Below are 12651 nucleotides of genomic sequence, written 5' to 3'. Positions count from 1 at the left end.
GTTGGTCTTGGTTTTTTTATTTAATCAAGTCAAAATTTAAAGTAGGTGAAAATCATGGATTACGAATTTAAATCGCTATATACCGAGATTGGCGGTCAGGAAACTATTGACAGACTAGTGAATGCTTTTTATCCACGTGTATATGAAGATGAAGAACTTAAATCACTCTTTACAGATGATATGGAGGAAATAAAGCGCAAACAACGGATGTTCTTATCACAATTTTTAGGAGGACCACCTTTATATAGTGACGAGTTTGGTCCACCGGCGATGAGAAAAAGACATTTGCCATTTCAAATCACGCCAAAAAGGGCAGAAGCGTGGTTAAGGTGTATGTGGGATGCTTTTAAGGAAATTGAACTTGATAGAAATCCAGCTGGAAAGCCGTTTTATGACCGATTAACTCAAGTAGCCAAAATCATGGTCAATACACCAAATGAAGAATGCTAGTACTTAGCTAAGATTACTCTCATTTCAAAAGGCTCCTCGATACAAATCAAGTTCTCGCTGCATGGCTCTCTATAGTAATAACATCTTTGTGAAAAAAGGCATCATTGCAAGAAAAAGAGTTTTCATAAAGAAATTTGATTTCGTGCATAATAAAAGCAGTATACATAGTGGGAGGACCTAAATGTGAGTACAAAATACCAATTATCTGTTTATGCATTAGGTGGGTTGCATGAAATCGGTAAGAATATGTATGCCATTGAATATGGCGACGATATTATTGTCATTGACTGCGGGAATAAATTTCCTGACGAGACCTTACTTGGAATTGACTTAATTATCCCGGATATCTCCTATCTAGTAGAGAATCGGGAGCGAGTAAAAGCGTTAATTGTCACACATGGGCATGAAGATCATATTGGCGGGATTCCCTTCTTTTTGAAGAAATTGAATGTTCCAATCTACGCCACACGGTTCACTCTAGGTTTAATCCAACTAAAACTGGAAGAGCACAAATTGTTGCGGGAAACGGAGTTAAAGGAAATTCATTCAGACTCAAGCCTGACATTTGACAAAATTAGGGTCAATTTCTTTAAAGTAAATCATAGCATTCCCGACTGTTTAGGAATTGTTTTTCATACCCCTGAAGGCACAATAGTCCATACGGGAGATTTTAAGTTTGATTTAACACCTGCGAATAAAGAATATGCAGACATTCATAAAATGGCTAAAATCGGGACAGAAGGTGTCCTGTTATTAATATCAGAAAGTACGAATGCCGAACGACCAGGGTTTACTCCAACGGAACAGCGGGTTGCGGACCATATCGTCGAAGCATTTTTAAAGGCGAATGGGAAAATCATAATCAGTACCTTTGCCTCCAATATCAACAGAGTTCAACAGGTAGTTGAGGCTACCAAGCTAACGAATCGGAAACTTGCTTTACTTGGTCGAAGCATGGTAAATGTTGTCGATGTCGCAATGGAACGAGGCTATTTAGATGTTCCGGAAGGCATGATTATTAATCAAGATGAAATTAATGATTTCGCTCCTGAAAAAGTCGTGATTCTTTGTACAGGCAGTCAAGGTGAGCCAAATGCAGCGCTTGCACGTCTTTCAACCGGGAATTTTCGTGGTGTCGAGATTTTACCGGGTGACAACGTCATTTTTGCAGCTGGACCCATCCCAGGCAATGAGCGGGGCGTGACCAAAATTGTTGATAATCTTTATGCTCTCGGAGCAAAAGTCATCTATGGTTCGGGTAGTTCCACTGGGATGCATGTTTCTGGTCATGGGTATCAAGAAGATTTAAAACTTATGCTTACATTTATGAAGCCAAAATATTTTATCCCAATTCACGGGGAATTAAGAATGTTGCATCATCATCGAATGTTAGCTGAATCCGTAGGAGTTGAACCCGGAAATACGTTTATCCTAAAAAACGGAGACGTTATTGACATTGTAGATTCAGTTGCGCGACAAACAAGAAGCGTACCTGCTGGTAACACGTATGTTGATGGGATAGGTGTTGGCGATGTTGGAGAAATTGTCTTAAGGGATCGCAAACAGTTATCCGAAGATGGCATGTTAGTCGTGATTCTAACGATGAGCAAACGCGATGGAAAATTGGTATCCGAGCCGGACACGATAACAAGAGGCTTTGTCTACGCGCGCCATAATGAGGGACTTCTTAAAGATATAAATCGTCTCGTCGTAAAAACTGTGAATGAACAACAAGATCGGAACAATCAGGACTGGAGCAGCATTAAACAACGAATCAAAAAATCAGTGGGGCAATATTTATTTGCTCAATTAAAAAAGAAACCAATGATTTTACCAATTATCATTGAGGTATAAACAATCCTATAAAGGGAACAGACAGGTGTGAATGGTTCAACTATTCACACCTGTTTTTTGTGTTACAATAGGGGCAACATTCATACTATTTTATATTAGGTACCTTTAGAGATCTGAAAGGACAAATACGCAGATAACAAGAATTTCCAGGGGATAAGAATAATAGCAATCCTGGCAAAGGTAACACATACGTATTGGGAGCTCTCAACTGAATTGTTGATTAATTCAAAAATCTATATAATAGCATTCGAGAAAAGTCCTTTTCTAGGAAACTTTTTTTGATTTTAAACGTCTTATTTTATAAGGCTCCTTTCTCAATGATTGTTGCTTTTTAAAGGATATATACAATAATTTAGCTATGATTCCATTCCAAATATCGTTTATAAGAGGAGAAAAAGAGCTTATAAACTAAGTAGTATCGCAGAGAAAAGCTTATTTCTCGTTAAAATCGGCTTAAGGATTTTAACAGCAAAATTTACGAAAGCAGCCCTTAATAATGAAGTTGGTAATTCCTTCTACCTTGTTTAAGTCAAGCTTCATTGGTGGAAAAGATACATACATTGCAAAGGAGTAATGTTGGCCCTTTTTAGTCATCAACTTTAATTAATTGCAAAATACCTAACCATCTTGAAAATTCAATATGTTTGTAGAAAGAAGGGTAAGCATGAAGGTTCCATGGTTCAAAAATCACCGGTATATGCACAGTTTTTACGGTTTTTTCTCCATTGCTGTCATTCTTTTATGGCTAAAAACCTACATCGTACAGGCTACACAGTTTAATCTTGGCATTGAAAATGTTCTCCAACATTTTTTATTATTCTTAAACCCGTTAGGATCCGCATTTTTGGTTTTAGGCATTGCGTTTTTATTCAAAGGGAAGAAAAAGTACCAAAAATTGCTCATTCTCTATTTTTTAATGTCAGTCCTTTTATACGCAAATGTTCTTTATTTTCGGTTCTTTAACGACTTTATTACCCTCCCTACCTTAACGCAAACGCAAAATTTTACCGATGTTAGTGGGAGTATTATTACTCTAGTAAAGCCTTATGATTTGTTGTTTTTTATGGACTGGATTTTGTTAATAGGGCTTGTTTACTTTAAAGTCTTTCCAAAATTAGAAATAGTGCTTTCACGAAGAAGAGTGGCGGCGATCTTTCTCTTTGGAATTGGAATATCTTCTATTAATCTTGCATTGGCGGAAATGGACCGACCTGAACTTTTAACGAGAGGATTTGATCGTAATTACATTGTCAAATATTTGGGGATGTATAACTACTCAATCTATGACACCGTTCAAAGTACAAAAGCTTCCGCCCAGCGGGTATTGGCTAGCAGCGACGATATTACAGAGGTGATCAACTATACAAAATCCAACCAAGCTGACCCTAACCCAGATTATTTTGGGGTGGGTGAAGGCAAGAATGTGATTTACATTCATTTAGAATCAATTCAAACTTTTTTAATTGATTACAAGTTACATGGAGAAGAAGTTACGCCATTCTTAAACTCGTTGACTAGAGAAGAAAATATGCTGTATTTTAAAAATTTCTTCCACCAAACGGCTCAGGGAAAAACGGCTGATGCTGAGTTCATGATAGACAATTCATTGTACGGATTGCCACAAGGTTCCGCTTTTACAACAAAGGGGTTAAATACCTTTCAAAGTGCTCCTGCTATCTTAGGACAGAAAGGATATACATCCGCTGTTTTCCATGGGAACAATGGAACGTTTTGGAACCGGGATGAAATTTACAAATCAATGGGGTACGAACATTTCTTTGATTCTAGCTATTACGACATGAAAGAAGAAGACATGGCTGAGTATGGTCTAATGGATAAACCGTTTTTTGAACAGTCAATTCCATATTTAGCGTCTTTAAAGCAGCCGTTTTATACTAAATTCATTACTGTGACTCACCATTATCCATTTAAACTTGCAGAAGAAGAGGCGACGATTGAGCCACATACTACAGGAAATAAAATTGTCGATAATTATTTTCAAACTGCTCGCTATGCCGATGAAGCTCTTGAGCAATTTTTTGGTGATTTAAAGGATTCTGGATTATACGATAATAGCATTATTATCTTATATGGCGACCACTATGGAATTTCAAATAATCATAACAAAGCAATGGAAGAAGTTTTAGGAAAAGAAATTACCCCATTTGAAAGCGCCGGATTACAACGAACGCCGCTTTTAATCCATGTTCCAGGAGTAGAGGGAAAGGTTATTAATGAGTATAGTGGGCAAATTGACGTCCTCCCAACATTGCTTCATCTGTTAGGAATTCACTCAGGTAAATATGTTCAGTTTGGAACGGATTTACTATCTGATGAACATGATGAGCTGATTCCATTCCGAAATGGAGATTTTGTTAGCCCTAAGTATACACTTACTGAAGGAAAGTTCTACGATTCGAAAACAGGAGAGTTGCTGGAAGAAGATCTTCTTGAAGAAGCCAAAAAGTTTCAAGATATGGCGCAGCAAAGATTGGATCTTTCTGATAAAGTTGTAAACGGAGACTTGCTAAGGTTTTATACACCGTCAGGTTTCACACCAGTGGACCGCTCTAAATACCAATATGAAAAATCGGAAGAAACAAAATAAAATTATTACGAGGAAGTCCTTAAAAATGAGGACTTCCTTGTTTTGTTTAATTAAGGCTCTTTTCTCAAACTTTGTTGCTTCTGATAGATATAAATAGAAAAGAATAAGCTGTGTTTTCACTGAATAGCAACTTTACATCAGGAGAAAAGAGCCAGTAACCTTAGTACGAACGCACAAAATGGCTTATCCCGCGTTAAAATCGGCTTTAGGATTTTAACAACAATCTTTACGAAAATAGCCTTAATTAAGAAGTGTCCTTATTGGGTTTGTTTTGTTTCTTATTTTGAAGAAATTTATAACCCGCTCTTGCAAAGTAAAGCAAGATAAGCATGATGAGTACAGCAAATTCAACTGGCTCCATAACTCTAAAAGGGCTTATAGCATTTCGAATGGACATGTTCAATTCAAACCCCATTAATAAATCAATTCCAAATGATAACATGATTAACGAAAGAAAAATCAACATGCTAACCCCAATAATTTTCATTTTTCTCACCTGATGTTTAACATACCCACATTTTTCAAATTCATTATTCAGATTTCTCCTAAATAGGAATATTCCGGTAAGGTATCGGGGAAATTGTAAAAAAACAGAAAGGTATTTGAATTATATGCCTTCATTTTTTAAACGCAGACAAATAACAAAACAAAAAATGAAACAAAAGAAAGAAGAACAAACAAAACAAAAGATTGGGGATTATGGAACCACTCCACTTCCATCCTCATTGAAAGAAAAAATCGATTTCATAAAATCGGAAACAGGCAACAGTTTTGATGTCATCATTCGAAAAGCAGACCTTGATGAAAAACTAGGAATTGAAACCGCAGTAGTATACATAGACGGAATTTCCAATACTCAAATTATCAACGACTTTCTGATTCACTCCATAATCAAGAACCGTGAACTACATCGAAAACAACCCAATAAAGATATTTTTGAAATCGTTCGAGAAGAGGTTGTTGCACTCGGAGATGTTAAGGTGCTCCCGAATTGGAAGGAAGTCTTTCAAATGCTGATGGCTGGAGAGACTGTGGTTTTAATTGACGGTGAGACCAGGGCTCTTGGAGCAAGTACAAGAGGAGGCGAGCAACGTTCCATTGAAGAACCTGGGAGCCAAGTCACTGTTCGCGGGCCAAGAGATGGCTTTACCGAATCAATCGGAACCAATATTGCATTAATTCGAAGGCGGATCCAAAATCCAAATCTTTGGGTAGAAGTGATGAAAGTCGGTCGTGTTACTAAAACAGATGTATCGATTATGTATATTAATGGAATTGCAAAGGAAGAGATTGTTGCTGAGGTACGTGAACGGTTAAATCGGATTGAAATTGATAGCATTTTAGAGTCCGGTTATATTGAGGAACTTATTGAGGATGAGAGTTACACAACTTTTCCAACTCTTTATTATACTGAAAGACCTGATATGGTAGCTGGAAACTTATTAGAAGGAAGGGTGGCCATTCTTGTGAATGGCACACCTTTTGTCTTGATTGCCCCGACTGTCTTTATTCAGTTTTTTCAGTCTGTGGAGGATTATTATGGTCGGGCTTTTCTAGCAACATCATTACGGTTTTTACGTGTTCTGATTTTTTTTATTTCCATTATTGCTCCGGCTAGCTATATAGCTGGGACAACGTTTCATCAGGAAATGATTCCAACACAATTGCTGATCGCGATTGCTGCCCAGCGTGAAACCGTTCCGTTCCCTGCTTTCATTGAAGCCTTGATTATGGAAGTCTCATTTGAAATCTTGAGAGAGGCAGGGGTCCGGATGCCAAGAGCGGTTGGTTCCGCTATTTCCATTGTAGGTGCTTTGGTTATTGGACAAGCAGCCGTACAGGCAGGTATTGTATCACCTGCCATGGTGATCATTGTTGCGATTACTGCAATCGCCAATTTTGCCACACCGTCATTTGCAGTTGCGATTTCAGCGAGGATTATCCGTTTCCTATTTATGATAGCTGCGGCGACTTTTGGATTTTATGGGATTATTCTTGGTTTAGTTGTGCTGGCCATTCACCTAACGAGTTTACGGTCTTTTGGTGTACCATATGTAACTCCGCTTGCACCCATGATTCCAAAAGATTTGGGCGATACTGTGTTCCGGCTACCATTATGGTCCTTAAAGACAAGACCGGCTCTCATTTCTTCGGAACAGAGTCAAACACGTGTAGGAGGAGACCAACATCCAAAACCAGATTCAAGTAAGAAAATGGTACCAAAAAAACAAAAGGGGGAACAAGAATGAAGCGAAAATCCTTTATTCTCGTTCTGTATTTCGGTTGTTTTTTAACCCTTACCGGTTGTTGGAGTCAAAAAGAACTGACAGATTTGGCAATCATTTCAGCAATGGGGATTGACCTTACTGAAAACGGGGAATATGCCTCAACCCTCCAAATCATCAATCCATCCAATGTTGCCGGAGGCTTACAAGGTGGGGGAGCAGGGCAAGGACCGCCCGTGTCAATTTACACGGCCACAGGTAGTAGCATTATCGAAATGAATCAACGTGCATCAAAAAAATTACCGAGAAGACGGTATTATGCTCACACAAATGTTTTAGTCATTGGGGAAGAACTTGCCAGAAAGGAAGGAATTACGGGAATATTAGATGCCATCGAACGACATCAAGAATTCCGTATGACCGCTGTTATAATTATTGCTCATGGTGTAAAGGCATCGGATTTACTAAAAGTACTAACTCCAGTGGATAAAATACCGGCAAATAAAATAATAAAAAACTTACGTTTCACCGAAGAACAGTGGGGAGAGGTTTTTACCCTCAATTTGCAGGATGTAAAGAAAGACATGACTGCAGTTGGAAAATCCCCTGTGATTAGTGGTTTTTCGATTGAAGGGGACCCGGTACAGGGAAGTAAAATGGAAAATGTTCAAACAAGTGATCCAGAAACAACACTTAGTGCTACTGGCCTCGCTATTTTTAAAGAAGGAAAATTAGTGGATTGGATTGATGGGAAGACGGCAAGAGGGACTGTATTGATTCTTGATAAAATAAAGAATACGGGCATTAGTTTTGATTGGAAGGATAAAAAGGATGTAGGTACCTTTCAAGTTATTCGGATGAACAGTAAAAATATAGCAACCATGAAGAAGGGAAAGCCAAAAATCACAGTTGAAGTGAAAGCAGAAGGATATCTTTCCGAGATTAGGACTGCAGTCAATTTGACTGACCCGAAAATTTTGATTGAAATGGAAGATACGATTGAAAAGACAATTAAAGAAGAAATTCTTTTAGCAGTAGAGGAAGGGAAAAAGGTTAAGTCTGATATTTTTGGCTTTGGTCAAGTGTTCCATCAAAACCATCCAAAGGAATGGCAGAAATTGAAGGCTGAATGGCATGATGTCCATTTTCCTGAACTAACAGTTGATGTAAACGTGGAAGTATATATACGCAGGACGGGATTACGAAATAATCCAAGTGTATTAAAGCAATAAGATTATTGGCCGTGAAGGATGTTGCAAGAATATGGAAAAGGCTAAAATTGGTGCTTATCAATTCTTTGTCCTCTTATTATTATTTGAATTAGGTAGCGCGGTCTTGGTGCCAATTGCCATTGGTGCCAATCGAGATGCATGGATTGCGATCCTAATCAGTACAGTAGGGGGCGTTCTTTTATTTTTTGTGTATTATAGGTTATATAAGTTCTATCCACAGTTAACTCCAACTGAATACATGGAGAAATTACTTGGGAAATTCTTTGGTAAAATCCTTGCTTTTGCATATATCTTATTCTTCGTCTATATATCTGCAAGGGTCCTTCGTGATTTTGGCGAAATGCTATTAAGTTTCGCTTATGTGGATACGCCATTGTTTATTGTCAATACCTTGTTTATTCTTGTAATCATCTATGCACTGCAAAAAGGAATTGAGGTAATTGCGAGAACGGGTGAACTATTTTTTAATCTTTTATATCTACTGGCTGTCATTGGTTTTATTTTAATCATATCATCAGGTTTGATCGATTTAAATCAATTAAAACCATATTTAGAACAAGGGTGGACCACTGTTTTTAACGTAGTGGTTACGGAAACTCTGTACGTTCCATTTGGGGAAGCCTTTGTCCTTTCGGTCATACTTCCTTACATTAAAGATACGAAAAAAATTAAATATGCCGGGATTGCCGGAATTGTATTAAGTGGTATTAATTTATCTCTGGTTATGGCCATAAATATTAGTGTTCTGGGGATTGATTTAGCAACACGTTCGCAGTTCCCTCTTTTGACAACTGTTCAAAGTATTCAAATTGCTGAATTTCTTGAACGTCTTGATGTGTTTTTTATGGTATCAATGGTCATTGGCATCTTTTTTAAGGCAAGTATCTATTTTTATGCAGCTGTATCCGGTACAACGATATTATTTAAATTCAAGGAACCGTCAAAACTAGTCTATCCGATTGGATTAGTGATTCTGTTTATGTCAATTACGATTGCGAATAGTTATTCCGAGCATTTAAAGGAAGGATTGGATTTAACGACAAGATTTTTACATCCTTTCTTTTTAGTCCTTGCACCTGTGTTTTTATTGGCAATCGCTTATGTTAAAAATAGAAAAAGAAAAAAGAAATGAAATTTCGATGTTGGAGCTCTGGTTTGTGGAGCTTCTTTTTTGTAGGTTTAAAATTAAGTAATTGCTCAATTGACACACCTTGGTTAAGGTTGAATTTTGTGAAATTCTGGTTATTAAACAAAGCGGGTCTATTCTTTCAAGAAAATGTTTGATGTAGTATGGGAGATATTTGACATTTAAGTGTGGCATAAGGGAAAAACAGGCACCCATTAGCAAACCTCCTTTATGGTAAAATAAGTCTATTAATGAATCGGAGGAAAATGATGAAGGAAACTGTTTATTTTTATCAATTTCTTGAGCCACTATCAAGAGAGCTTTCTATGCTAGCCAAAGAATTGGAAACAAGTATTTTTTCAAGTCCAAGAACAATGCTTACACATACTCGTGTGTTTATCGAGACCATTCTTCAAAAAGTAATGGAGCAAGAACGATTACCAGTTGAACCACAAATGGGTTTGAAAGATAGGTTGGATTTATTAAACGATCGAGGCTATTTAACTCCTGAAATCCGTGATGCGCTTCACCTAGTCAGAATAAATGGTAATAAAGCTGCACATGATGTTAGAAGATTTCGATACTCAGAAGCTTTGCTGTCATGGGAAGCTCTATATGAAATTGTTAAATGGTATGTTGAAGTTTACGGGCCGATTGAAGTTCAGGTTCCAGATTATCAAGACCCTCAACCACAAAAGAAACAAAGCTTTGACATGACGGAATTGGAAGTAAGGCTTAAAGGTCTGGAGGAACTATTAAGAAATCCTCCTCAATCACCATTAGAACCGGATGCGAAAAAAGAAGTAGCTGTTTCGATTGAAGTTCCATTCCAGGAGACAGAGATGCCTGGGTTCACAACCATTCGCACACTAATGTATAAAAATCTAAAACTAGAAATCCCTTATTTTCTTCGTGATAGTTTTCTTTTGCCACAACGGTTTGCGAAATCAGAATTGTTTCTGATCCGTTTAGGTGCCGAGCAACAGGCTCGAATTATGAGCGAACTCCCGAAAAATCTCGAAGGTTTACACTTGCATGTTAAACGCTATAGTGATAAAAACACAGAAATCTTCTTTCATGAATTAAAAACATTCATTGAAGAAGAAAAGGTTCGTAGAAAACTAACACTAGAACGACCGGGGGAATTATTTTTCTTTTACAAAGACCAGCATCTTGTGGTCACGGAACATTTAGCAAAGGTGAGGTTGGCTTCAGCGGAGTTCATTGGAATTCCTAGCCTTTTAAGACAATTAAACGAAGATCAAATTGAAACAGTTGGACAACTTCCGCAGGAACTAGTCATTCTAGCAAAATATGAAAATGTTGGGGTTGGAACGGTCGAGAAATTATTTGAACAAATTAAACTTAAAGCCGATACCAATCAGGTGATGAATGAGGATGATGAGGAAGAAGGAAAAGTTGAAAGTCGGAAAAGTTATAAAAAATGGGAATCTCTGTTTGTGCATGTTACGCATGGTAATACAAAAACCGTCATTCGGGGTGAAAGTGTCCCAAGTCTTTGGAAGGAGGCGTTACAATGGATTGAAGCACAAAAACTTCCATTAGCTTCCTTTGTCCACGATGGGATTACTCTTGGAGCCACGGATATTGGCAATCGATATGCAATTGCCTTACAACCGGTGCATAAAAATCAAAAACCGTTTTCACAAATGCATATTTATGAATCTAGTTTAACGGAGCAAACCTACTATCTTGAGACAAAAATCAATCCTAAATCAGGTCTAGAGACACTGAGGAAAATTTTCACCATGCTTGGAGTTGATGTTGAAATTCCGTTACTTGAGCAGAGTGATCAATAATAGTAAATTTTTTATTATTCGGTTAAGTTAGGAATTAAAGGGAACGATAATTAAAATGAATGATTATTAAACTTCAGGTAAGGGCATAGAGCTTACACTCTATGGTTGATTTTAGAGGATAACAAAGAACAAATGGTATGAATCACACAGAACTTTCTGTGTGATTTTTGGTGTGGGTTTTCATCCTAAGCATTTAGTTTTGTTTCCATGGTTGAAATTGTTAATATATTAAATGAAACTTCAAGCAGAAAGGAATTTTTACATTGGCAAATATCGAAATCCCTGTTTCCGTGTTAAATTTAGCGCCAATTCGTGAAGGACAAGGTCCAAAAGATGCGATAGATGCAATGGTGGATTTAGCTCAAGCAACTGAAAAAATGGGTTATCACCGCTATTGGATTGCGGAACATCACAATACGCCAACATTAGTTAGCTCTGCGACATCTATACTTATTAAACATACGTTAGAACATACAAATAAGATTCGTGTTGGATCTGGCGGTGTCATGCTTCCGAACCATTCTCCATTAGTCGTTGCAGAACAATTTGGCACGATGGCAACGATTTATCCCAATAGACTTGATTTAGGTCTTGGTCGTGCACCAGGAACTGACATGATGACAGCAAGTGCGTTAAGACGCTCTCAGAATGATTCTGTCTACACATTCCCAGAGGATGTAAACTCACTGATTAAATATTTTGGTCCTAAAGAAAAGCAAGACTATGTGAAAGCTTATCCAGGTCTAGGGACGAATGTTCCAATTTATATCCTTGGTTCTTCGACGGACTCTGCATACTTAGCAGCAGAATTAGGCCTTCCATACGTGTTTGCATCTCATTTTGCACCAAGATACATGGACCAAGCTATCAAAATTTACCGTAGTCGTTTTAAACCTTCAGAGTATTTAGATAAACCTTATATGATGGTTTGCTTGAATGTGATTGCGGCAGAAACGGATGAAGAAGCAGAATTATTATCCACAACAATGCAACAATTCTTTTTAAACGTTGTTCGTGGTTCCCAAATGTTCCTGCAACCACCTGTCGAAGATATGGATCCAATTTGGAACCCAATGGAAAAGGAAATGGCTAGTAACATGTCCAGTGTGACATTAATGGGAAGCAAACAAACGGTACGAGACCAATTAATTGGCTTCCAAGAACATTACAACGTGGACGAACTAATGGTCGTATCCTATATTTACGACCCAGAAAAGCAAAAACGCTCCTACCAAATTCTCAAAGACATCGCCGATGGGAAATAATTACCAGGTGCCAGGCACCATCCAGTTAATTGGAAAACCGAGTGGAAGGGATCTTCACTCGGTTTTTCTAA

General features: G+C 37.7%; 9 protein-coding genes. 8 read left to right on the top strand and 1 reads right to left on the bottom strand.

Features of this window, described 5'->3' with window-relative positions; genetic code table 11:
* The first annotated feature begins 54 nt into the window (after positions 1 to 54).
* The 3 genes from M3182_RS02270 (at position 55) to ltaS (ending at position 4912) form a co-directional block, all read left to right on the top strand.
* The gene (locus M3182_RS02270; RefSeq protein WP_251433294.1) at positions 55 to 450 is read left to right on the top strand and encodes a globin domain-containing protein; all 396 of its coding nucleotides are present in this window, start codon (positions 55 to 57) and stop codon (positions 448 to 450) included.
* Positions 451 to 633: 183 nt separating this feature from the next.
* The gene (locus tag M3182_RS02265; protein ID WP_251433291.1) at positions 634 to 2304 is read left to right on the top strand and encodes a ribonuclease J; all 1671 of its coding nucleotides are present in this window, start codon (positions 634 to 636) and stop codon (positions 2302 to 2304) included.
* A 664-nt stretch (positions 2305 to 2968) separates the two neighbouring features.
* Positions 2969 to 4912: a lipoteichoic acid synthase gene (ltaS, locus tag M3182_RS02260; RefSeq protein ID WP_251555995.1), complete on the top strand. Its 1944-nt coding sequence runs from the start codon at positions 2969 to 2971 to the stop codon at positions 4910 to 4912.
* 244 nt (positions 4913 to 5156) lie between these two features.
* On the opposite strand, the gene M3182_RS02255 is transcribed toward ltaS, so the two are convergent.
* The gene (locus M3182_RS02255) at positions 5157 to 5399 is read right to left on the bottom strand and encodes a YczF family membrane protein (RefSeq protein ID WP_251555994.1); all 243 of its coding nucleotides are present in this window, start codon (positions 5397 to 5399) and stop codon (positions 5157 to 5159) included.
* Between the two features lie 124 nt (positions 5400 to 5523).
* On the opposite strand from M3182_RS02255, the gene M3182_RS02250 reads away from it, so the two are divergent.
* The 5 genes from M3182_RS02250 to M3182_RS02230 all read left to right on the top strand — a co-directional run bounded on the left by M3182_RS02250 (position 5524) and on the right by M3182_RS02230 (position 12580).
* Positions 5524 to 7161: a spore germination protein gene (locus M3182_RS02250; RefSeq protein WP_251433285.1), complete on the top strand. Its 1638-nt coding sequence runs from the start codon at positions 5524 to 5526 to the stop codon at positions 7159 to 7161.
* Positions 7158 to 8369 (top strand): Ger(x)C family spore germination protein, encoded by a 1212-nt coding sequence (locus M3182_RS02245; RefSeq protein WP_251433283.1) that lies wholly within the window; start codon positions 7158 to 7160, stop codon positions 8367 to 8369. The genes M3182_RS02250 and M3182_RS02245 overlap by 4 nt, the downstream gene beginning before the upstream one ends.
* A 31-nt stretch (positions 8370 to 8400) precedes the next feature.
* Entirely contained in the window at positions 8401 to 9501 is a 1101-nt protein-coding gene (locus M3182_RS02240; protein ID WP_251555992.1) for a GerAB/ArcD/ProY family transporter, read from the top strand.
* Positions 9502 to 9764: 263 nt separating this feature from the next.
* Entirely contained in the window at positions 9765 to 11315 is a 1551-nt protein-coding gene (locus tag M3182_RS02235; protein ID WP_251555991.1) for a DUF4145 domain-containing protein, read from the top strand.
* Positions 11316 to 11578: 263 nt separating this feature from the next.
* On the top strand, positions 11579 to 12580 hold the full coding sequence (locus M3182_RS02230; RefSeq protein WP_251555989.1) for an LLM class flavin-dependent oxidoreductase: 1002 nt from the start codon (positions 11579 to 11581) through the stop codon (positions 12578 to 12580).
* The last annotated feature ends 71 nt before the right edge of the window (positions 12581 to 12651 follow it).

The sequence above is a fragment of the Mesobacillus maritimus genome (assembly GCF_023715205.1).
GTDB lineage: Bacteria > Bacillota > Bacilli > Bacillales > Cytobacillaceae > Mesobacillus_B > Mesobacillus_B maritimus_C.
This window is presented reverse-complemented; position numbering and strand designations above follow the sequence as displayed.

Excerpts from the sequence above, each read along its gene's own strand:
- M3182_RS02270 (WP_251433294.1), top strand. The coding sequence starts at position 55 with ATGGATTACGAATTTAAATCGCTATATACCGAGATTGGCGGTCAGGAA.
- ltaS (WP_251555995.1), top strand. The coding sequence starts at position 2,969 with ATGAAGGTTCCATGGTTCAAAAATCACCGGTATATGCACAGTTTTTAC.
- M3182_RS02255 (WP_251555994.1), bottom strand. The coding sequence starts at position 5,399 with ATGAAAATTATTGGGGTTAGCATGTTGATTTTTCTTTCGTTAATCATG.
- M3182_RS02250 (WP_251433285.1), top strand. The coding sequence starts at position 5,524 with ATGCCTTCATTTTTTAAACGCAGACAAATAACAAAACAAAAAATGAAA.
- M3182_RS02245 (WP_251433283.1), top strand. The coding sequence starts at position 7,158 with ATGAAGCGAAAATCCTTTATTCTCGTTCTGTATTTCGGTTGTTTTTTA.
- M3182_RS02240 (WP_251555992.1), top strand. The coding sequence starts at position 8,401 with ATGGAAAAGGCTAAAATTGGTGCTTATCAATTCTTTGTCCTCTTATTA.
- M3182_RS02235 (WP_251555991.1), top strand. The coding sequence starts at position 9,765 with ATGAAGGAAACTGTTTATTTTTATCAATTTCTTGAGCCACTATCAAGA.